The sequence below is a fragment of the Streptomyces sp. NPDC008079 genome, from assembly GCF_042957385.1.
Classification (GTDB): domain Bacteria; phylum Actinomycetota; class Actinomycetes; order Streptomycetales; family Streptomycetaceae; genus Actinacidiphila.
Genome location: NZ_JBIBIC010000016.1, coordinates 75,776 through 96,180, shown reverse-complemented (window position 1 = coordinate 96,180; position 20,405 = coordinate 75,776). Strand labels below are relative to the sequence as shown.

17 protein-coding genes are annotated in these 20,405 nt (G+C 73.2%); 9 read left to right on the top strand and 8 right to left on the bottom strand.

The genetic code is table 11. The annotated features are described in order from the left end of the window. Positions 1–68: 68 nt before the first annotated feature. Positions 69–896 carry an MOSC N-terminal beta barrel domain-containing protein gene (locus tag ACFZAM_RS27765; protein WP_355343902.1) on the bottom strand — a complete coding sequence of 276 codons (828 nt, stop codon included), beginning with the start codon at positions 894–896 and terminating at the stop codon, positions 69–71. A gap of 53 nt (positions 897–949) precedes the next feature. Next, positions 950–1,582: a DUF6643 family protein gene (locus ACFZAM_RS27760; protein WP_391050169.1), complete on the bottom strand. Its 633-nt coding sequence runs from the start codon at positions 1,580–1,582 to the stop codon at positions 950–952. Between the two features lie 195 nt (positions 1,583–1,777). On the opposite strand from ACFZAM_RS27760, the gene ACFZAM_RS27755 reads away from it, so the two are divergent. Further along, positions 1,778–3,118, top strand: a complete 1,341-nt coding sequence (locus ACFZAM_RS27755; protein WP_391050167.1) for a TerD family protein — start codon at positions 1,778–1,780, stop codon at positions 3,116–3,118. A 54-nt stretch (positions 3,119–3,172) separates the two neighbouring features. On the opposite strand, the gene ACFZAM_RS27750 is transcribed toward ACFZAM_RS27755, so the two are convergent. Further along, on the bottom strand, positions 3,173–4,330 hold the full coding sequence (locus ACFZAM_RS27750; RefSeq protein WP_355344119.1) for a glycosyltransferase: 1,158 nt from the start codon (positions 4,328–4,330) through the stop codon (positions 3,173–3,175). Between the two features lie 354 nt (positions 4,331–4,684). On the opposite strand from ACFZAM_RS27750, the gene ACFZAM_RS27745 reads away from it, so the two are divergent. Together ACFZAM_RS27745 and ACFZAM_RS27740 are read left to right on the top strand one after the other, a co-directional pair. Next, positions 4,685–5,446 carry an aspartate/glutamate racemase family protein gene (locus ACFZAM_RS27745; RefSeq protein ID WP_391050165.1) on the top strand — a complete coding sequence of 254 codons (762 nt, stop codon included), beginning with the start codon at positions 4,685–4,687 and terminating at the stop codon, positions 5,444–5,446. A gap of 46 nt (positions 5,447–5,492) precedes the next feature. Further along, positions 5,493–6,044, top strand: a complete 552-nt coding sequence (locus ACFZAM_RS27740) for a hypothetical protein (protein WP_391050163.1) — start codon at positions 5,493–5,495, stop codon at positions 6,042–6,044. Positions 6,045–6,120: 76 nt separating this feature from the next. Here ACFZAM_RS27740 and ACFZAM_RS27735 read toward each other — a convergent pair whose 3' ends face one another. After that, positions 6,121–7,254, bottom strand: a complete 1,134-nt coding sequence (locus tag ACFZAM_RS27735) for an O-antigen ligase family protein (RefSeq protein ID WP_391050161.1) — start codon at positions 7,252–7,254, stop codon at positions 6,121–6,123. A gap of 188 nt (positions 7,255–7,442) precedes the next feature. Between ACFZAM_RS27735 and ACFZAM_RS27730 the strand changes: the two genes are divergently transcribed. The 5 genes from ACFZAM_RS27730 (at position 7,443) to ACFZAM_RS27710 (ending at position 14,832) form a co-directional block, all read left to right on the top strand. After that, positions 7,443–7,952 carry an NUDIX domain-containing protein gene (locus ACFZAM_RS27730; protein ID WP_391050159.1) on the top strand — a complete coding sequence of 170 codons (510 nt, stop codon included), beginning with the start codon at positions 7,443–7,445 and terminating at the stop codon, positions 7,950–7,952. A gap of 384 nt (positions 7,953–8,336) precedes the next feature. Continuing rightward, the gene (locus tag ACFZAM_RS27725; RefSeq protein ID WP_391050157.1) at positions 8,337–11,114 is read left to right on the top strand and encodes a BTAD domain-containing putative transcriptional regulator; all 2,778 of its coding nucleotides are present in this window, start codon (positions 8,337–8,339) and stop codon (positions 11,112–11,114) included. A 343-nt stretch (positions 11,115–11,457) separates the two neighbouring features. Then, the gene (locus tag ACFZAM_RS27720; protein WP_391050156.1) at positions 11,458–13,113 is read left to right on the top strand and encodes a DHA2 family efflux MFS transporter permease subunit; all 1,656 of its coding nucleotides are present in this window, start codon (positions 11,458–11,460) and stop codon (positions 13,111–13,113) included. Positions 13,114–13,298: 185 nt separating this feature from the next. Further along, the gene (locus ACFZAM_RS27715) at positions 13,299–14,372 is read left to right on the top strand and encodes a hypothetical protein (protein ID WP_391050154.1); all 1,074 of its coding nucleotides are present in this window, start codon (positions 13,299–13,301) and stop codon (positions 14,370–14,372) included. A 202-nt stretch (positions 14,373–14,574) separates the two neighbouring features. Next, on the top strand, positions 14,575–14,832 hold the full coding sequence (locus ACFZAM_RS27710; RefSeq protein ID WP_355343930.1) for a hypothetical protein: 258 nt from the start codon (positions 14,575–14,577) through the stop codon (positions 14,830–14,832). Between the two features lie 76 nt (positions 14,833–14,908). On the opposite strand, the gene ACFZAM_RS27705 is transcribed toward ACFZAM_RS27710, so the two are convergent. The 4 genes from ACFZAM_RS27705 to ACFZAM_RS27690 all read right to left on the bottom strand — a co-directional run bounded on the left by ACFZAM_RS27705 (position 14,909) and on the right by ACFZAM_RS27690 (position 18,756). Continuing rightward, entirely contained in the window at positions 14,909–15,313 is a 405-nt protein-coding gene (locus tag ACFZAM_RS27705) for a PTS-dependent dihydroxyacetone kinase phosphotransferase subunit DhaM (protein WP_391050151.1), read from the bottom strand. Beyond that, positions 15,310–15,984, bottom strand: a complete 675-nt coding sequence (dhaL, locus tag ACFZAM_RS27700; RefSeq protein WP_391050149.1) for a dihydroxyacetone kinase subunit DhaL — start codon at positions 15,982–15,984, stop codon at positions 15,310–15,312. Before dhaL ends, ACFZAM_RS27705 begins: the two co-directional genes overlap by 4 nt. Before the next feature lie 73 nt (positions 15,985–16,057). Further along, positions 16,058–17,050 (bottom strand): dihydroxyacetone kinase subunit DhaK, encoded by a 993-nt coding sequence (gene dhaK, locus ACFZAM_RS27695; RefSeq protein WP_391050147.1) that lies wholly within the window; start codon positions 17,048–17,050, stop codon positions 16,058–16,060. Positions 17,051–17,247: 197 nt separating this feature from the next. Next, positions 17,248–18,756, bottom strand: coding sequence for an LCP family protein (locus ACFZAM_RS27690; protein ID WP_391050145.1), 1,509 nt, complete (start codon positions 18,754–18,756; stop codon positions 17,248–17,250). A 291-nt stretch (positions 18,757–19,047) separates the two neighbouring features. Here ACFZAM_RS27690 and ACFZAM_RS27685 point away from each other — a divergent pair, with 291 nt between their 5' ends. Continuing rightward, the gene (locus ACFZAM_RS27685) at positions 19,048–20,226 is read left to right on the top strand and encodes an acyl-CoA dehydrogenase family protein (RefSeq protein ID WP_391050143.1); all 1,179 of its coding nucleotides are present in this window, start codon (positions 19,048–19,050) and stop codon (positions 20,224–20,226) included. Positions 20,227–20,405 lie beyond the last annotated feature (179 nt).

The following is a 20,405-nucleotide window of genomic DNA, read 5'->3' as shown; positions in this document are numbered from 1 at the left end:
AACTACCGCAAACGGCGCGACTCATGCGTGTGGATCCGCGGGGGTCGCGGGAGCGCCGCGGCGACGCGTTACTCCACGATGGTCAACGGGTCGCCGACCCGTAGGGTTCCGGGGTTCTCGGGGATCAGATTCTGGCCGAAAACAAGACTCGAACCGATCCTGCGGTACTTGCCGAGGGTGTGCAGCGGCTCCTTGCCGCGCCCGGCGCTGCCCTGGTCGGTGGTGGTGATCACGCACCGCCCGCAGGGTTTGGGGACGCGGAAGGTGACCTCGCCGATCCGTACCCGCCGCCAGTCGTCCTCGGCCCACGCCTCGGTGCCGTCCACGACCGCGTTCGGCCTGAAGCGGTTCATCGGCAGCGGGCCCTCCTCGGCCCGCTCGCCCTGCGCGATCAGCGAGTTGAGGGCGGCGAGCGAGGCGGTCGTGGTCACCAGCAGCGGAAAGCCGTCGGCGAGGCTGACCATGTCGCCCGGCGCGGAGAAATCGGGGTCGACCGGCCGCCGGACCGCGGGGTCGTCCATGTGCATCAGCCGCACCGGGCGGCCGAGATACCCGCTGAACCAGTCGTCGGCCGCCTGCCCCGCGGGCACGACCTCGATCTTGTGGGCGAAGAGCGTCACCGTCTCCAGCGGACCCGGTTCAGGCACGGCGACATCGAGCGGCGGCAGCCCGGGACCGGTCAGCCGCAGACCGCCACCCCCCACGGGCTCGGCGGCCAGCAGCGCCATACGCGGCTGTTCCCGCTGTGTCACGGCCTTGCCCCGCTCGCGGTCGACCAGCATCCAACGGCGGTCAGCGGTGAGCCCCCACGGCTCCACGACCGCCGTCCGCATGCTGATTCCACGCAGCGACTTGACCGGGTAGATGTGCAGCGCGCTGAGGACGGTCGAGGTCATACCGCCATCCTGCCAGCACGCGCGCCGGGCCGATCGGCCCGGGAGGTACCTGATCAGCCCTGGTAGTAACCGCCTCCGGCGGCCGGGGGAACGCCCTGGCCGAGATTGCGCCGCGGATACTGCTCCTCCGGGTGGCCGCCGGGCGCCTGCCGCGGCGGTACGGGACGCGGCGGCACCGGCCGCGCGGCCTCGTAGCCGGAGGGGGAGGGCTGCGGCGGCTGCGCCGGGTACCCGCCGCCGTTGCTGTAACCGTTGCCGGTGCCCGTCCCGTTGGAGCCGACGCCGTTGAAAGCGCCGCCGTTGCCGCCGTTGAAGGCGTTCCCGTTGAAGCCGCCGCGCGGGGCGGCGGTCTGCTGCGGGATGTAAGGCGCGGGCGGCGGCTGGTACGCGGGCGTCGGGTAGCCGTTCTGCGCGGCGGGCTGCGGCTGGGTGTACTGCGGCGAGGGGGCCGACGGCCCCGACGGCAGAGCCGGGAGGGCGGGCAGCGCGGGAAGGTTGCTGCCGGGGTAGCCGCTGTATCCGGTGCCTGTCTCGTACGGGGTGTAGGACGGCACGCGGATGGGGGCGATCTGCGGTGTGCCTCGCTCGGCCACGAGGCTGTCGTAGATCGGGGTGTCCGGGAAGGACGAGGACGAGGGGTAGTAGCCGCTGTAGCCGCCACCATAAGAACCGCGGGGGGAGCTCATGAGCCATAAGTTAAGCCCACGATGTGGTCGTTGGGGAGACCGATTAGCGGGTTGTTTGTGCTGCGTGTTGCGCGGTCCTGTCCCCAATATGAGCGAATCCGGGGAAAACGGTCAGCGTCTCATGATGTGATCAGGTAAAAGCCGTGCGTCCTTGGTGTTACCGGGCGTCTCGGCGCACGTGCGAGGGGGCATCCGATGACGCTGCGCAAGGGCGAGAACATGCCGCTGCCCACGGCGGTCCTCCAGGTGGAGTTCACCAGGCGGGCGGGTACGGGCATCCCGCGCGCCGACGTCTGCGCGCTGCTCGTGGCGGACACCGGGGCCCGCGATGCGGACGATCTGGTGCACGCCGCCGCACCCGTGCACCCCTCCGGCGCGGTGCGCTACGCGGCTGGTGGAACGCCGGATCCGGACCCGGCCGCAGGCACGGTCACTGACACTCTTTCGGTTGACCTCACGTCCGTCGAAACGGCCGTCACCTCCGTGCTGATCGTCGCCCGCTCCGACGGCGGCACCTTCGGCCGGATCCCCGGACTGCGGCTGCGCGTCACCGACGGGGGAGCGGAGGTCGCGCGCTTCGACTGCGAGGGGGCCACGGCGGAGACGGCGTACGTCCTCGGCGAGTGTTACCGGCGCGGCGGCGGCTGGAAATTCCGGGCGGTCGGGCAGGGGTACGGCTCCGGGCTCGCGGGGCTGGGCGCCGCGTACGGGCTGCGGGCGGATCAACTGCCGGAGCGGCTGCCGGAGGTGGTGCCCGAGCCCGTACCCGATCCCGTGCCTGAGCCCATGTCCGAGCCCATGTCCGACCCTCTGCCCGAGGCGACGCGTGCCGTCGCTCCGGAGCCGACCGTGGTCGTACCCGTCGCACCACCCGCCCCGACGGCACCGCCCGTTCCGGCTTCGGCACCCGCGCCGGTACGGCTGTCCAAGGTCACGCTCACCAAGGACGCGCCGGCGGTCTCGCTCACCAAACAGGGCGGCGCGACGGGCGCGTTGCGGGTCAATCTGAGCTGGCGGGTCGACCCGGCCCGCGGCGGCGGGCGGTTCCGCAAGGGCGGCGGCGTCGACCTCGACCTGTGCGCGCTCTTCGAACTCTCCGACGGCAGCAAGGGTGTGGTGCAGGCCCTCGGCAACGCCTTCGGCTCGCTCTACCAGCCGCCGTTCATCCTGCTCGACGGCGACGACCGCACCGGCGGCAGCGCGTCCGGCGAGAATCTGACCGTCAACCTCGACCACACCGCCCACTTCCGGCGGATCCTCGTCTTCGTCACGATCTACGAAGGCGCTCGCAGCTTCGCGGGACTGCACGCCACCGTCACGCTCCAGCCGCAGTACGGCGCCCCGGTCGACTTCGTCCTCGACGAGTGCACCGTGCAGTCCAACGTCTGCGCCCTCGCGCTGCTGGTCCGCGAGGGCGACGACCTCGTCGTACGGCGCGAGGCGCGCTATCTGGTCCCCAGGCGCGGCGTGAGCCCGCAGCGCACGACGGACTACGCGTACGGCTGGGGCCTGAACTGGACGCCTGGCCGCAAGTGAGGCGTGGCTGAAGGGACTTGGTGCGGGCCTCGACGGGCTGGGCGCCGACGCGCCCTAGACGGAGGCGTCGGGCCGCGCGTAGGTGCGGCCCTTCCAGGCCGCGCCACGGCCGCGGTAGTGCTCGACCGCGGAGTCGACGGTCATCAGCAGGTACAGCGCCGCCGTGTACGGCAGGGTCGGCGCCAGCCACCACGGCTGACCGTAGTACCGCAGCATCGGTACGTAACTGGCCGCCATCGCCGCCCACGCCGCGAGCCCCAGCGCGCACAGCGGCCAGGCCCCGGCGATCGCGCCGCCGACCGCCGCGAGCGGCGGCACCAGATAGATCAGCGCGAGCCCGAGCACCGTGCCGAGCAACACCGCCGGATTGTGCCGGAGTTGCGCGTACGCGCTGCGCGAGACCATCCGCCACAGCTCGCCCAGGTCCGGGTAGGGCCGCACGCTGTCCACGCGTTCGGCGAGCCCGAGCCAGATCCTGCCGCCCGAACGCTTCACCGCGCGGGCGAGCGCCACGTCGTCGATCACCGACTGCCGGATGGAGTCGGGCACGCGGGCGGCGGCCACGGCCGACGCGCGGATCAGCACGCAGCCGCCCGCGGCGGCGGCCGTACGGGAGCGGGCCTTGTTGATCCAGCGGAAGGGGTAGAGCTGCGCGAAGAAGTACACGAAGGCCGGGACGATGAGCTTCTCCCAGCCCGTTTCCACGCGCAGGCGTGCCATGAGCGAGACCATGTCGAGGTCGCGGGAGACCGCGGCGGCCGTCAACTCGCGCAGACTGTCCGGCCGGTGGGCGATGTCGGCGTCCGTCAGCAGCAGGTAGTCGGGGCCGCTGCGCTCGGCGGCCAGCGTGATGCCGTGCCGGACCGCCCACAGCTTGCCCGTCCAGCCGGGCGGCGGCTCGCCGGGCGAGGAGACCGTCAGCGGCAGACCTCCGTGCCGGTCGTGCAGCGCGCGGGCCAGGTCCCCGGTGCCGTCGGTGCTGCCGTCGTCGATCAGGAAGACCTCGGCGTGGCCCGGATACTCCTGGGCCAGCAGCGACGGCAGGCTCACCCCGATCACCTCGGCCTCGTCGCGCGCGGGCACGACGATCGCGATCGACGGCCACTCGTCCAGCGCGCCCCGCCGCGGCAGCCGCACATCGGTCCGCCAGAATCCCCCCTGCCCGACCACCAGCCACACCCAGGCCAGCAACGACACCCCTGCGATCACCATCAACACCGTCACGCCCCGCAGTCTGCCGCACCCACCCCCCACCACCCGCCGCGCCCCGCCCTCCCCGAAGCCCGATCGGACCGCCTCCCTGCCCGCCGACGGCCGCCCGGCGGCTGCGATACCCACCGCCTGCGGCGGCGACGACTTAGGTCCGGGCCGCGGCCATGGCCTCATCCGCAGGGGCGCGGCCCCCTGCGGCCCGGCGCGCCCCGCCCTCCTCGACGCGGATCGGGCCGACCCCCCCCGACCGACGCGCGGCGGCGGCTCCGGCGGTGCGGGGATCGGCATCGGGGCGTGGGCGGGTCGGGGGTGGTGACGCGGCAGCGGGGCGGGGGGCGTCGCTAGAGTGGCGGGGTGAAGATCGCACTGGTGGACTCCGGGATCGGACTGCTCGCGGCGGCGGCGGCCGTACGGCGGCTGCGGGTGGACGCGGATCTGGTGCTGTCGTCCGACCCCGAGGGAATGCCGTGGGGTCCGCGCGGCGCGGAGGACGTGACCGGGCGGGCGCTGGAGTGCGCGCGGGCCGCGGTCGCGCACCGGCCCGACGCGCTGATCGTCGCCTGCAACACCGCGACCGTGCACGCGCTGCCCGCGCTGCGGGCCGCCTTCGAACCGGCGGTGCCGGTCGTCGGCACCGTGCCCGCGATCAAGCCCGCGGCGGCGGCCGGCGGCTCCCTCGCCATCTGGGCGACGCCCGCGACGACGGGCAGCGCGTACCAGCGCGGACTGATCGCGGAATTCGGCAACGGCGCGCACATCACCGAGGTGCCCTGCCCCGGTCTCGCGGACGCCGTGCAGCACGGCGACACCGCGGCCGTGGCCGCCGCGGTCGCCGCCGCCGCGGCGCTGACCCCCGCCGGAGCGCGGGCCATCGTGCTCGGCTGCACGCACTACGAACTCGTCGCCGACCGGATCGCCGCGGCCGTCCCCGGCGCCGTGCTGTACGGCTCGGCGGACGCCGTCGCCGCGCAGGCGCTGCGCCGTGCGGGGTCCGCCGCCCGGGCGACCGGCGGCGGCCGGATCGAGGTCGTCCTCAACGGCCGGTCGGCCCCGCTCCCCGCGGCGGCGCTGGCGTACGCCGAAGGCGCCTCATTGGTGACACCCGCCACCGCCTGAGTGCATAGGGCTGCCTTCTGGTGGGTATCCCAGTACCCTTCACAGCATGACGCACCCTCCTCGGCCGGAGAGCGGCGCGCCCCACGTCTGGACGGGGCGGGCCCGTAACCGCATGCAATGGGTGCTCGCCGCCTGTGGCGCCGCCTGCATGGCGCTGGGCATCGAGCTGGCCGTGGAAGGCCCCGACGCCGCCTCGGGCCTGGCCCCGCTGGTGATGTCCGTGGTGGGCTGCGTGGCCGTCGGACTGCTGGTGCTGTTCGGCACGGTCGCCTTCACGCACGTCAGGGTCCGGGTCGACCACGACGCGGTCGACGTGCGCTGCGGCCACATCGGAGTGCCGCGCCGCCGTATCCCGCTGGAGCAGGTCAGCGGCGCCCAGCTCGCGCCCCTGGTCAGCCCGCGCAACTGGGGCGGCTGGGGTTACCGCTGGCGCCCTGAGGAGGGCACCGCGGTCGTCGTCCGCCGTGGCCAGGGCCTGGTCATCGACCTCGGCAGCGGTCGCCGCTTCACGGTCACCGTCGACGACGCGCAGGGCGCCGTGGACACCATCCGCGACCTGCTGACGCTGCGCACCGCCCGCCACACCTCCGGCGCCTGACCCGCGTCCCGCGGGCCGGAGACGCCCAGGCCCGCACACCCGTATCCGGGGCGGGCCCCGAGGCCGCGTCACCCGGTCAGCGCAGTGGACCGAATCCGTCGTCCGGCAGCAAGGGACCGGGCGCCGACCCGGCCACCGGCGGGCAGCCGTCGTCCGGCAGAGGGCGGGCCGTGGCCATGCCCGCGAGGAACCCGGCTCCCGCGGTGACCACGGCGTAGCTGAGCACGTGGTCGACGGTGGCGAGCAGGGCGAGCCCGGTGAGGGCGGCGCCCGCGGTGAGGACGACGGGGGTCGGGCGCGGCGAGCGCCACAGGGCGTACAGCAGCCAGCCGAAGGCGACGGCGAGCAGCGCCGCGCCCGGAATGCCCTGCTCGGCGGCGAGCTGGAGCGGCGCGGACGGCGGTGAGGCGGCGACGGCGGTGGTGGCGTCCGCGGGCGGACCGGCGTTCTCCTCGGTGAACCGCTCGGGCCCGACCCCGCGCAGCGGGTGCCGCTCGGCCAGGTCGATCGCCTCGTGCCACAGCTCGACCCGCGGCTGGGTGAGCTGGCCGGTCAGCGATTCGGACAGACCGGACGGCAGGGCGTCGACCGCGACGGCGTAGCTGCCGCCGACGGCGAGCGCGGCGGCCAGCGCCAGTCCGCACAGGCCGAGCAGCCGTCGCCGCATCCGGGCAGCCGCCAGCGAGTACAGGACGACGGCGATCCCCGCCGCGAAGCCCGCCGCCGAGCCCAGCGCGAGCGCGGTGACGGCGGCGCCCGCTGCCACGAGCCGCAGCCCGAGCCGCCACCCCTTGCCCCGGACCGCCCACGCGGCGCAGCAGGCGGCGCCGACCGCGAGGACCAGCAGCGCGGCGTCGGCGTTCGGATAGCCGAGCGGCGGCGCGTCGGGGTGCGCGGACAGCCGGCTCGGCGGGACGAGGACCAGGGCGAGTACGGCCACGGCCGCGACGGCGGGCGCGAGCACCGGCAGCAGCGCGCCGAGGATGCGGCCGGCCGCGTATCCGGCGCTGACCGCGAGGATGGCGAGCAGGGTGCCCTCGGGGCGGGCGGCGCGGCCCGCGGCGGCGATCAGCGTCCAGACGCCGCAGCAGACGAGGAGGGCGATGCCGACGGCGTCGGTGGTGCCGCTGTACAGACGCGGTTCGCGCCGCGGCGCCCCGGCCGCCTTCGCACGCGTGGCGCCCGGCGTCCCGCCGGCCGTCGTGTCCATCCCCCGGTACCCCCTGCCACCCGGGCGCGACGGGGTACCGTCACACCCGCGTTCCCCGCGTGGGCGCTGTCTGTCGCCACCGTAACGGGTGACACCCCGACCTGTGGATACGTCGTACGGGAACCCGGCACCACGTGGGAAACCTGGTGCTGGTGTGGCGTTCACCGTCGTTCTCGTACGCTCTGGGCATGGCGATTCCCGAATTCATCCGAGACATCCGCGCGAAGGCGGGGGACACCCTGCTGCTCCTGCCGGGTGTGGTGACCGTCGTCTTCGACGACCGCGGCCGGATCCTGCTCAACCGCCGTACGGACACCGGAAAGTGGGCGCTCATCAGTGGCATCCCCGACCCGGGCGAGCAGCCCGCCGAGGCGGCCGTCCGGGAGATCGAGGAGGAGACCGGGGTGCACGCCGTCGTCGAGAAGGTGCTGAGCGTCTTCACCAACGAGCCGGTGAGGTACGACAACGGCGACCGCGCCCAGTACATCGACATCGTGCTGCGCTGTCGGGCCGTCGGCGGCGAGGCGCGGGTGAACGACGACGAATCGCTCGACGTGCGCTGGTTCGCGCTGGACGAACTGCCGCCGCTCGGCCCGATCGCCCGCGGCCGGATCGACATGGCGCTGCGCGACGACCCCACGTGGTTCGCGCCCGCCACCGCTCCGGGAGCGGCGCACCCCGGATACCCGGCCCCGTAACAGCCGCACCGAGGACACCGGCCCGCGCGGGGGTACGAACGAGGCCCAGGTGCGGAGCCGCCCCGTGCCGGTTCCGAACCCGGGCCTCGCCCAGGGGAGGCACCGCGCGTGTCCCGGCCGTCGGCCGCCGGGACCCGAGGCGTATGCCATCGAGCCGATCTTCACGCCACACCCCCGTTGGGTGGCGGAAGACCGCCAAGCTTGTTTGCCTTCACCGCACTGATCGACTAATCAATCGACTACATCGACTACTCAACTGAAGGGCCTGGCTCAAGCATTGGGCACGGCGGCCTCAACTCGTCCTCAACTGGTCCTCATTGGAGCCCGCGGTCTATGATGCAGTTTCCGATCACAACGCCGGGCGAGCCCGGTAAGGGGGACGGCGTGAGGTTTCGGGTCCTCGGCGCCTTGGAGGCCTGGTCCGGTCGGACCCGAATATCCCTCGGCGGGCCCAGGGAACAGCGAGTCCTCGCGCTGCTTCTCCTCGAAGCCAACAGGACCGTATCGCTCAGCCACCTCGTCGACGCCCTCTGGGACGAGACTCCGCCCGCCACGGCCGGAAAGCAGATCCGCAACGCGGTGTCGCGACTGCGCTCGGCGCTGGTCGCCGCTCCCGGCGGGACCGGGGACATCACGGCCGTCGGAGACGCGGGATACCGGATGGCGGTGAGCGAAGGCGCTCTGGACAGTGCCGAATTCGACCGTCAGGTGGCCGCCGCGGAGTCGGCGCGCGTCGCGGGCGACCTCGCCGAGTGCGTGGAACTGCTGGGCGCGGCGCTGGAGTTGTGGCACGGACCCGCGCTCGCCGGGCTCTCGGGGCGGGTGATCGAGGCCAGGGCGGCGGCCTGGAACGAACGGCGGCTCGCGGTCCAGGAGACCTGTACCGACCACCAGTTGGCCCTCGGGCGGCATACGGAAGTGGTCGCCTCGCTGTCCGCGATCGTCGCCGAGTACCCGCTGCGCGAGAAGCCGGTCAGCCAGCTCATGCTCGCACTGCACCGCGGCGGCAGGCAGAGCGAGGCGCTCGCCGCCTTCCGCGGGCTGCGCACCCGCCTGGCCGACGAGATGGGCCTGGACGTACCGCCCGCGCTCGACCTGCTGCACCAGCGGATTCTCGCCAATGATCCCTCGGTCGCCGCCCCCGAGAAGCCGCGCGCCACGGAGGGCGGACCGGTCGCCGCCCCGGCCCGCGTGCCCCGCCAACTCCCCGCCGCTTCACGGCACTTCACCGGCCGCCGCAGACAGCTCAAGCTCCTCGACGAACTCCTCGACCACGCCGTGCAGTTCGGCGGCACCGCCGTCATCTCGGCCATCGACGGCACCGCGGGCATCGGCAAGACGACGCTGGCCATCCACTGGGCGCAGCGCAATGCCGAGCGCTTCCCCGACGGCCAGCTCCACGTCAATCTGCGCGGATTCGCTCCCGGCTCCCGCCCGTTGGCGCCGGTCGAGGCGATCCGCGGCTTCCTCGACGCGCTCGGGGTGCCCGCCGAGAGCGTCCCCGAGGAACTGGACGCCCGCGCCGCGCTCTACCGCACCCTGCTGGCGGGCCGCCGGGTCCTGATCGTCCTGGACAACGCGCGCGACACCGACCAGGTCCGGCCGCTGCTGCCCGGCAGCACCTCCTGCGCCGTGGTGATCACCAGCCGCAATCAACTGACCGGCCTGATCGCCGCCGAGGGCGCCACCCCCGTCACCCTCGACCTGCTCAGCGCGGTGGAGTCGCTGGACCTGCTGGCCCGCCGCCTCGGCCCCGAGCGCACCGCCGCGGAACCCGAGGCCGCCGCCGAACTGGTCGAACTGTGCGCCCGGCTGCCGCTCGCCCTGAGCATCGCCGCCGCCCGCGCCCTCGTCTCGCCCCGGCTGTCGCTCGCCGACCTGGTCGCCGCGCTGCGCGACGTACGCCACCGGCTCGACACCCTCGACATCGGCGACGCCTCCACCGACCTGCGCGCGGTCTTCTCCTGGTCGTACGGCCACCTGTCGGAGTCCGCCCGGCGGATGTTCCGGCTGCTGTCGGTCCACCCGGGACCCGACATCACCGTCCCGGCCGCGGCGAGCCTGACCGGGGTGACCGTCGCCGAGGCACGCCGCGCGCTGTACGACCTGACCCGTGCCCACCTGGTGATGGAGCATGTGCCGGGCCGCTTCACCTTCCACGACCTGCTCCGCGCGTACGCCGGTGAGCTGACCGCCACGCACGACAGCGAGGCGGAGCGCCGTACGGTCCTGCTGCGGGTGCTCGACCACTACCTGCACACCGCCCACGTGGCGGCCAGGCTGCTGAGCCCGGTGCCGATCCCGCTGACGCTGGGGGACCCGGAGCCGGGCGCGGTGCCCGAGACGCTCGCAGACGCGCGGCGGGCTGCGGAGTGGATGGAGGCCGAGGAGCAGGTCCTGATGGCCACCGTCACGCAGGCCGATGTCAACGGCTTCGACGTGCACTCCGACCGGCTCGGCTGGATTCTGATGGGCGTCTCCGACCGGCGCGGCCCCAACCCGGCCTCGCCGCCCGACCCCTGGGGCCCCCGGCGCTCCGGCGTGCACCGGGGTCTCGGCACCAGCTACTCGTGGCTGGTCGCCTACCCGGCCGCCCTCACCCACCTCGAACACTGCGCCGGGGTCTACCGCGACCTCGACGACAGCACCGGTCTCGCCCACACCTACTTCGGCCTCAGCTCGGTGCTCGAACACCGGGGCCGCTACCAGGAAGCGCTCGAATACGCCCAGCAGGCCGCGGAGTTGTTCAACGTCATCGCGCACCAGCACGGCGAGGCGCGGGCCCGTAACGCGGCGGGCTGGCTGTTGGGCAGGCTCAGCGACTTCGCCGCCTCCCTGACGCAGTGTCAGCAGGGCCTGGCGCTCTACAGCGTGCTCGGCGACCGGCCGATGCAGGCGGTCGCCTGGGACAATCTGGGCTACGCGCACCACGGGCTCGGGCAGTACGCGGAGGCCGTCGATGCCTTCGAACGGTCGCTGGAGATCACCCGGGCGTTGGGCGACCTCGCCGAGGAGGTCGTGACGCTCAGTTATCTGGGTGACACCCATCACGCCGCCGGTGACACGGCCGCCGCGGCCGAGGTCCGCCGCACCGCCCTGTCCATTCTCGAAGGGCTCGAACCCCGTGAGGTCGCCGTGCTGCGCGAGGTGACCCACCTGTAGTCGCCGGTTGACGGACCAGAAGGCGTCTGTCACGGTTTTCCCAGGGGCTTGTCCTGCCCCACAACAGCCTCCGTGGGGGAACTCCCCTTCACACGGGGGCTTTTCGCCGCCCTGACCGCGCCGCGGGCGCCGGGCGAGTACACCCCCGCACCCGCGCGTTCACCTCGGCGATTCCCGCCGGTGGCCGCGCCGGTGTCACGCCTGTGATCCCTGCCTCACCGCCCGACGGCGATGTCACATCCGCTCGCGGAGGGCTCCTCTTGGGGCCGTAGAGCTGATCGTCGCCGCCTCGAACGACACACGCGACCGTGAGCGCCTGCCACGCCCACGGCAAGGAGGAATTGTGAACAAGTTGCGGGGCAACCCGTGGGCGATCCTGACGGTGCTGTCCATCGGGTTCTTCATGACACTGCTCGACCTGACGATCGTCAACATCGCCATTCCGGACATGGTGGAGCACCTGAACGCGTCACTCGACCAGATCCTGTGGATCACCAACGCGTACACCCTGGCGCTCGCCGTACTCCTGATCACCGCGGGCCGGATGGGCGATCTGACCGGCAAGAAGAACCTCTTCGTCTACGGCGTCGCGCTGTTCACCCTGGCGAGCCTGGCCTGCGGTCTGTCGCAGAACCCGTCGCAGCTCATCACCTTCCGCGCGATCCAGGGCATCGGCGCCGCGATGCTGCTGCCGCAGACCCTCTCCCTGATCATCGACGTCTTCCCGCACGAGAAGCGCGGTGTCGCGCTCGGCATCTGGGGCATCGTGGCCGGTGTGTCCGGCGCCGCGGGCCCGGCCGTCGGCGGCGTGCTCGTCACCAAGATCGACTGGCGCTGGATCTTCTTCGTCAACATCCCGCTCGGCGTCCTGGCGGTGGCCGGCGCCCTGCTGTTCATCCCCAACGCGGAACGAACGGTCAAGCACCGCTTCGACGTTCCCGGCGTCGTCCTGCTGTCGCTGACCCTCTTCCTGCTCTCCTTCGCGCTGATCGAGGGACAGAAGTACAACTGGAACGGCTGGATCTGGACGTCGATCGCCGCCTCCGCCGTGGTCTTCGCGGTCTTCCTGGTCTATCAGCGCGGCCAGCAGGACAACGAACCCCTCGTGCCGTTCTCGCTGTTCAAGGACCGCAACTTCACGATCATGAACTTCGTCGGCATCGCGATCTCGTTCGGCATCGTGGGCCTCTTCCTCCCGATCACCGTCTACCTCCAGTCCATCCTCGGCTACAGCGCCATGAAGTCCGGCATCGTGCTGCTGCCGCTGTCCGTCGGCACCTTCGTGATGGCCGGGCCCGCGGGTGTGCTCTCCGAGAAGCTGGGCGGCAAGTACATCCTGATGACCGGCCTCGTGCTGTACGGCGGCGGTCTGCTGTGGGTGATGTCCGTGGCCGACGTCGGCCAGAGCTGGACCGGCATCGTGGCACCGCTGTTCATCATGGGCATGGGCGCGGGCTGCACCTTCACCCCGATGGCCACCGAGGTCATGCGCAATGTGCCGCCCAAGCTCACCGGCGCCGCGTCCGGCGTCAACAACGCGCTGCGGCAGGTCGGTTCCGTGCTCGCGGGCGCCGTGGTCGGCGCGGTGCTCCAGGGGCAGCTCGCCTCCTCCCTCAAGGACCAGGCGGCGCAGCGGGCCGGGAGCGTACCCGCGGACTACCGCGAGGGGTTCGTGAAGAGCTTCGACAACGCGGGCAAGCACCTCGAAGTGGCGGGCAACACCTCGGGGTTGAAGCTCCCCTCGGACGTCCCCGCCGACGCGGCGCACCGCATCCAGGACGCGGGCGCCGCGGTCTTCGGGCACGGCTTCATCGACGCCATGCACCCGACACTGCTGGTGTCCGTCGTGGTGATGGCGCTGGGCGCGCTGTCCTGCCTGCTCGTCAAGAAGATCGACGGCGCCTCGGCCAACCCCCACGGGCTGCCGCTCAGCGCGGACGAGATCGCCGCCGCGGAGGCCGCCGCCTCGCCCGCCGACCCGGCCCCCGCCAGGGGCTGAACCGGTACAGGGCGACAGCGGTGCGCGGGCTCCGTTCCCCGGTTCGAGGGGGAGCGGGGCCCGTTTCCCGCACCGCGCCGCCCGCGACTCGCCGCACCGCACCGTACTGCGACTCACCGCACCGCACCGCACCGCCCGCGCCCGACCCGCCGCTTCCGCGCAACCCCGAGGGGACCGTGCCCGCCATGCCCGACGCCACCCCCAGCCATGACGACGCGTACGACAGCACGCGCGACGACACGTACGACACCGCCGTCAACGAGGCCCTGGAACGGCTCGGTCACGCCGGGTTCTTCCTCGGGTCCGGCAATCAGCTGCGCGGATTCGCGCTCCACGCCCCGATGGGAGCCGAGGCGCTGGCCGCCCTCGGCCACGGCGACCAGGTGCCGGACTGGGTCGAGTGGTACGCGGGCCACCGCGGCCTCGGCGCGCCGCCCGACCTCTTCGCCCCCATCGACGCGGCGGACCCCGACTCCTGGCGCGCCGCGCTCGGCGAGGCCCGGCGGCTCGCCGACTGGGCGACGCTGTTCCGGCGCGAGATCGACGGCGCGGGCTGGCGGGAGACCCTGGTCAAGTGGTGGCCCCGGCTGACTCCCGGCATGTTCGCCGGTCTGACCCACGGCGTGATCCGTACCGCGCACGCCGTACGCGGCATCACCGCCGTCGGCGCGCCGAGCACCGTACAACTCCACGAACTGGCCAACGGCCTCGCCTTCTGGGCCGCGCTCTACCAGCCGCCGGACGGCGCCCTCGCGCGCGGCGCGAAGGCCGTGGGCGCGGTCAGGACACTCGGCCGCCGACCGAAGTCCAAGCTGTTCGCCGCCGCCGACGCGCGGCTCGAACAGTCGGTGGACGCCGCGCTCGCCGAGCTGACCGCGATCGGCGCCGGGCGCTACACCCTGATGCGGCCGGGCGGCAATCCGGTGCCCGCCATCCACGCCGTCACCGCGCCCGCCGCGGTCCGGATGACGCTGCCGCACCTGCCGCCGCAACTCGCGCTGCCCTCCTACGAAGCGGTCCGCGACGTGTCGGGAACGCTGCTCAACATCTTCACCGGACGCGGCGAACCCGACCCCGCCGCACCGGTCGTGGACGCCCACGACCCCGCGGAGCGCCGCCGGATCGTCGAGGCCGCGGTCGAACTGCGCGACGAACACGCCATCAAGATCGCCGAGGTGGCGCGGCGCGAGTACGCGACCTACGAGGACCCGCGCTGCTTCGCCGCCGCCCACCACGCCGTACGGCTGCTCGGCGGCTAGGGCCTGTCCGGCGGACCGCGAAGGCCCTCGGCGAAGTGCCCTGCGAAGTGCCGCGAAGTGCCCGCGAAGCGCCGTGCGGAGGGCCCTCGCGCGGGTCGGAAGAACCTCCGCCAACCCCCGTCTGAGCAGCGGCCTTTGTCAGTGCTTGGCGGTAAAATCGACAGTGTTCGAGAGGGTTGGCCGACGCCTCAGGAGGATGCCGATGGCCGTTGCCGCACTGCCCCTACTGTCCTTGCCGAAGAAGCCGCTTCCCGCCGGACGGCCGCGTGAGTGGTACATCGCGCACAACCGCCGGCTCAAGACGATGCGCCTGGTCATCGCCCTGCTCGACTCGGGCGTCTACGATCCGGCGCAGGCGAGCAACCGCCGGATCCACGACACCGCCGAGCGCATCGGCGTCCACCCGCCGTCCGACATCACCTGCCGCATGGTCCGCGCCCTGATCAGCTACGGACGCTGACCCGCAGCAGCCCGCGGGCCCCCGCCGTCACCCGTGTGGGACGGCGGGGGCCCGCGGTTTTCTCCGGCGCCTCAGATCACAACTTGCGGTAGGTGTACGCGTCTTCGGCCGCCGCGGCCACCGCGTCCAGGTCCGCGCCGGTCGAGGCCGTGACGACCGCGGCGACCGCGCCTTCGAGGAAGGGGGCGTTCAACAACCGGCTGCCGGAGGGCAGTTCGTCGTCCGCGAGCAGCGCCTTGACGGTGAGTACGGCGCTGCCCAGGTCCGCGATGACGGCCACCCCCGCGCCCTGGTCGACCGTACGGGCGGCCGAGACGATCAGATCGGAGCTGGTGCCGAGCCCGCCGTCCGGGCCGCCGCCGGCCGCGACGACCGGCACATCGGCCGCGCCGCCGGTCAGTCCGGTGGCGAGCGCGACGACGGAGGCCGCGACGGAGGCGCTGTGCGACACGAGCACTATGCCGACTATCGGGGTGGTCACGCGGCACCGTCCCGCGCCGTGGCGGCCAGCGCGTCGACCAGGAGGGCCGCCGAGGTCGCGCCCGGGTCCTGGTGGCCGACGCTGCGCTCGCCGAGGTAGCTGGCCCGGCCCTTGCGGGCGCGCAGCGGCGTGGTGGCCTTCGCGCCCTCGTCGGCCGCGGAGGCCGCGGAGGCCAGGCCCTCGGACAGCGAGCCGCCCGCGTCGAGCGCGCCGGTCAGCGCGTCCACCGCCGGGAGCAGCGCGTCCAGCATCGTCTTGTCACCGGCCGACGCGCCGCCCAGCTGGGCGACCCCGTCCACCCCCGCGCGCAGCGCGTCCCGCAGCCGGTTCGCGCCGACGGCCTCCTCGTCGCCCAGCTCCTTGCCCGCCTTGCGCAGCAGCGTGCCGTACAGCGGCCCCGACGCCCCGCCGACCGTGCTGATCAGCGTCCGGCCCACCAGCACCAGCACGCCGCCGGGCGTGCCGGGCGGTTCCTGCTCGACGGCGTCGCGCGCCGCGATGAAACCGCGCCGCATATTGCTGCCGTGGTCGGCGTCGCCGATGGGCGAGTCGAGTTCGGTCAGCCGCTCGGACTCGCGGTCGACGGAGGCGGTGGCCGTGTCCAGCCAGCGCCGCACGAAGTCCGCGTCGACGGTGGAGCCGGCGGATCCGGGGGAGGGGAGGGCATTCATACGGTTGTACGGTCCTTTCGGCGGTGGCGGCCGGTGGCCGGGAGCGGTCGGTACGGCGCGGGAGAGCGGGCGCTCAGCAGCCCCAGCGCAGCGCGGGCGTCGAGACCGGCGCGTCCCACAGCCCCAGCAGCTCCTCGTCGACCTGGCAGATCGACACCGAGCAGCCCGCCATGTCGAGCGAGGTCACATAGTTACCGACCAGTGTGCGCGCGACCGGGACCTTGCGTTCGGTCAGGGCCCGGTGCACCTCGGCGTTGAAGCCGTACAGCTCCAGCAGCGGCGTCGCGCCCATCCCGTTGACCAGCACGATCACCGGTCCGTCCGGCTGAAGGTCCTCCACGACCGCGTCGACCGCCACATCGGCGATCTCGCCGGACGTCATCATGGCCCGGCGCTCGCGCCCCGGCTCGCCGTGGATGCCGATTCCCAGCTCCAGCTCGCCGCTGGGCAGGTCGAAGGTCGGGGCGCCCTTGGCGGGCGTGGTCACGGCGCTGAGCGCCACGCCGAAGCTGCGCGAGGACTCGTTGACCCGGCGGGCCACGGCCGCCACCCGGTCGAGCGGCGCTCCCGCGTCGGCCGCGGCGCCCGCCAGCTTCTCCACGAAGAGCGTCGCACCGGTACCGCGCCGTCCCGCCGTGAAGAGGCTGTCGACCACCGCCACGTCGTCGTTGACCAGGACCTTGGCGACCTGCACGCCCTCGTCCTCCGCCAGCTCGGCGGCCATGTCGAAGTTGAGCACGTCACCGGTGTAGTTCTTCACGATGAACAGCACCCCGGCCCCGCTGTCGACCGCGGCGGCGGCCCGTACCATCTGGTCAGGCACGGGCGAGGTGAAGACCTCGCCGGGACAGGCGGCGTCCAGCATCCCGCGCCCGACGAATCCGCCGTGCAGCGGCTCGTGCCCGGAACCACCGCCGGACACCAGACCGACCTTCCCCTCGTACGGCGCCCCCCGCCGCACGATCACCCGCCGCTCGACGTCGACGGTCAGCTCCGGATGCGCCGCCGCCATCCCGCGCAGCGCGTCGGCGACCACGGTCTCGGCGACGTTGATCAGCATCTTCATCAGTACCTCCTGAGAAGGTCGGCAGTGCGGCGCCCGGGGGCCCTCGTCCAGGTCAAGGGGCCGGACGCGGTTCGGGGACCGCCTTGCCCGGTCGGCCCACGGCATGCTCCGGCCGGGCTGTCGCGTCTCCCCCCAGTATCGCCGCATACGCGCCGCACAGCGCGTTCCGCACCCGCGTGCTCAGGTGAGCGGGGCGGTCATGGCGCGGAGACCGGGATCCAGGGGGTGGCGCGGAAGGCGGCGCTCGGGGTCAGGGTCTCGCCACGCACGGTGACCGCGGGTCCGGTGGCCACCCGCGCGCAGGCGGCCTTTCCGCCGGCGGTACGGCCGAAGGCATGGGTCAGGGGCGGGGCCGGAGTCGGGCGCGGGGTGGCGGTGGCCGCCTCGCCGCCGTAGGGGTCCCGCGTCGCGTCCCCCGACGGGTCGCCGTCGTCACCACCCGTGACCCCCGCCGTGGAATCCGCGGAGTCCGTGGGGCCCGTGGCGTCCGTCGGATCGTCGGGCTTGCCGTCGATCGCCCGGGAGTCCGTGACGGTCAGCGGGAGGTCGGCCGCGATGGCGGCGAACAGGCGGCGGCCGGAGTGCGAGACGACCACGCGGTCGGGATCCTCCGGATCGGGCATGTTGGGCATGGTGACGAACGCGATCCGCGCCGACGGCACCTTGCGCAGGTCGTCGATCAGGCCGACCAGCCGGGAGACGCTCCCGAGCCGGGTGTCCACGGTCAGCGCCCGGGTGGCCGCGTCCGCGAGGTCCAGCAGTGAGGCCGGGTCGGTGAACGTGCTGTTCTCGCGCAGCCGGTGGGCGAGCGCGCCGAGGAAGAGATGCTGCGCGTCCGTACGGCCGAGGTCGCTGCCGTCGCCGAACGCGTGGCGCGAGCGCAGGAACTGGAGCGCGGCCGTGCCCTGGAGTTCGTGCCTGCCCTTGGCCAGCTTCAGGTGCGAGTAGGAGTCGTACACATTGCGGTCCACGCAGACCGGGACGCCGCCGACCGCGTCGGACATCCGGACCACGCCCGCGAAGTCGGCCATCACGAAGTGGTCGATGGGGATCCGCGTGAGCGCGTGCACGGCCGCGACCGTACAGCCGGGGCCGTAGCGCAGCGTGGAGTTGATCTGGGCGTGCCGGGGCTCGGTGACACCGCCGTGCGGGTCGCGGCAGGCGGGCAGGTCGGTCACCGTGTCGCGGGGGATGCTGAGCACCGAGGCGTGCGAGCGGTCGGCGGAGATGTGCAGCACCATGCCCACGTCCGCGTTCTGCCCCGGGCCGCAGTCGCCGCCGAGCCGGCAGTCCTCCGGGTCCGCGCGGGTGTCTGAGCCGATCACCAGCACATTGATCGGGGTCCTGCCGAAGGCGTCGGCCCGCTCGGTGCCCGCGTCGCCGCCGACCCCGCCGAACAGGGGCAGATCGCGGATGTTGCCGTCCAGGCGGAGGTAGAGGAAGGCGCCGGTCGCGGCGGTCAGCAGGACCAGGACGGAGACGGCGAGCGCGGTCACCCGCATCGTCCGCCGCCCTCGGTACCGCCGGACGCCGAGGGCTGTGGCGCCCGGCGCGGACGGCGTGTCCTCCTCGGGGGCTTCCCCGCCTTCGGCTCCCGGTTCCCCGTCTTCGGCTCCCGGTTCCCCGTCTTCGGCTCCCGGTTCCCCGCCGGCCCCCGGCGGCCCGGTCCGGTCGTCCTCGTGGGGGTCGTCCTGCCCGTCGGCCATACGTGTGTGCGTCCCTCGCGTCCGTCCACGGACCGGTGGACACGGCGCCCACCAGCGAAATTGCAGTATCACCCACGGCGGCGGCGAATCCCGGCTGCCCGCGGGCGGGGTGTCGTGGACCGTCGCGGCACCCGGCCCCCCCCGTTCCCGCGCCGGGGTATCGGCCGTCGCCGCCCTCGCACGGCCCTTCCGAATTTCTGGAACGCGTTCTACTGTGTGCGCCGGTATCGGGGCAGCGGCCGGCACCGCCGGTGCGTCCCGACGGGAGTCCCGAAGAGTTCAGGAGGGGCCGTGGACCTGGAATACACGCCCGAACAGCGGCGGCTGCGCGCCGAGTTGCGCGACTACTTCGCCGGTCTCGTACCGGACAACGCCTACGCCCGGCACGACGACCCCGCCGCACGCAAGGACTTCTACCGGCGGACGATCCGCGAGCTCGGCGCCGACCGCTGGCTCGGGATCGGCTGGCCCACCGAGTTCGGCGGGCGCGGGATGACGCCGATGGCGCAGTTCATCTTCTTCGACGAGGCCGCGCAGGCCGGGGTGCCGCTGCCGCTGATGGCACTCAACACCGTCGGTCCGACGATCATGCAGTTCGGCACCGACGAGCAGAAGGCGTACTTCCTGTCGAAGATCGTCGCGGGCGAGATCGACTTCGCCATCGGCTACTCGGAGCCCGACGCGGGCACCGACCTCGCCGCGCTCAAGACCCGCGCGGTGCGCGACGGCGACACGTACGTGGTCAACGGCCAGAAGATCTGGACCACCAACGGCGACACCGCCGACTGGGTGTGGCTCGCGGTGCGCACCGATCCGGACGCGCCGCCGCACAAGGGCATCAGCATGCTGCTGGTGCCGACCACCGACCCCGGCTACTCCTGCACGGTGATCAACACCCTGGCCTCGCACGACACGACCGCCAGCTACTACGACGACGTCCGCGTGCCCGTCACCCGCAGGGTCGGCGAGGAGAACAAGGGCTGGCGGCTGATCACCACCCAGCTCAACCACGAGCGGGTCACGCTGGCCGCGCACGGCACCATGGCGATCCGCGCCCTGCACGACGTCCAGCGCTGGGCCGCCGACACCAAGCTCGACGACGGCCGCCGCGTCATCGACCTCGGCTGGGTCCGCGGCCGGCTGGCCCGCGCGCACACCCGGCTCGACGCCATGAAGCTGCTCAACTGGCAGATGGTGGACGCCCTCCAGCGCGGCACCCTCACCCCGCAGGACGCCTCCGCGGTCAAGGTCTACGGCAGCGAGGCCCGGCGGGACGCGTACGCCTGGCTGATGGAGGTGACCGCGGCGGCCGGACCGCTGAAGGAGGGCTCGGCGGGCGCCGTGCTCCACGGCGAGCTGGAACGCGGCTACCGCAGCGCCGTCATCTTCACCTTCGGCGGCGGCAACAACGAGATCCAGCGCGAGATCATCTCCTGGATCGGTCTGGGCATGCCGCGCGTCCGCCGCTAGGGCCTGTGCGGCAGGTTCCCGGCTGTTCGGCCCCCGCCGGGGCGCGTCCCCGTTGCGGTCCGGCGGGTCGGAGCCGTCACCCGGCCGTCGGTCCGGCGGGTGGGGCCCGGCGCCCGTCACCCGCCCGGCGGGCCGCGGCTTCGCGAGTCCGCGGCCGTTTTGCCCTGATGCGCTGTGCC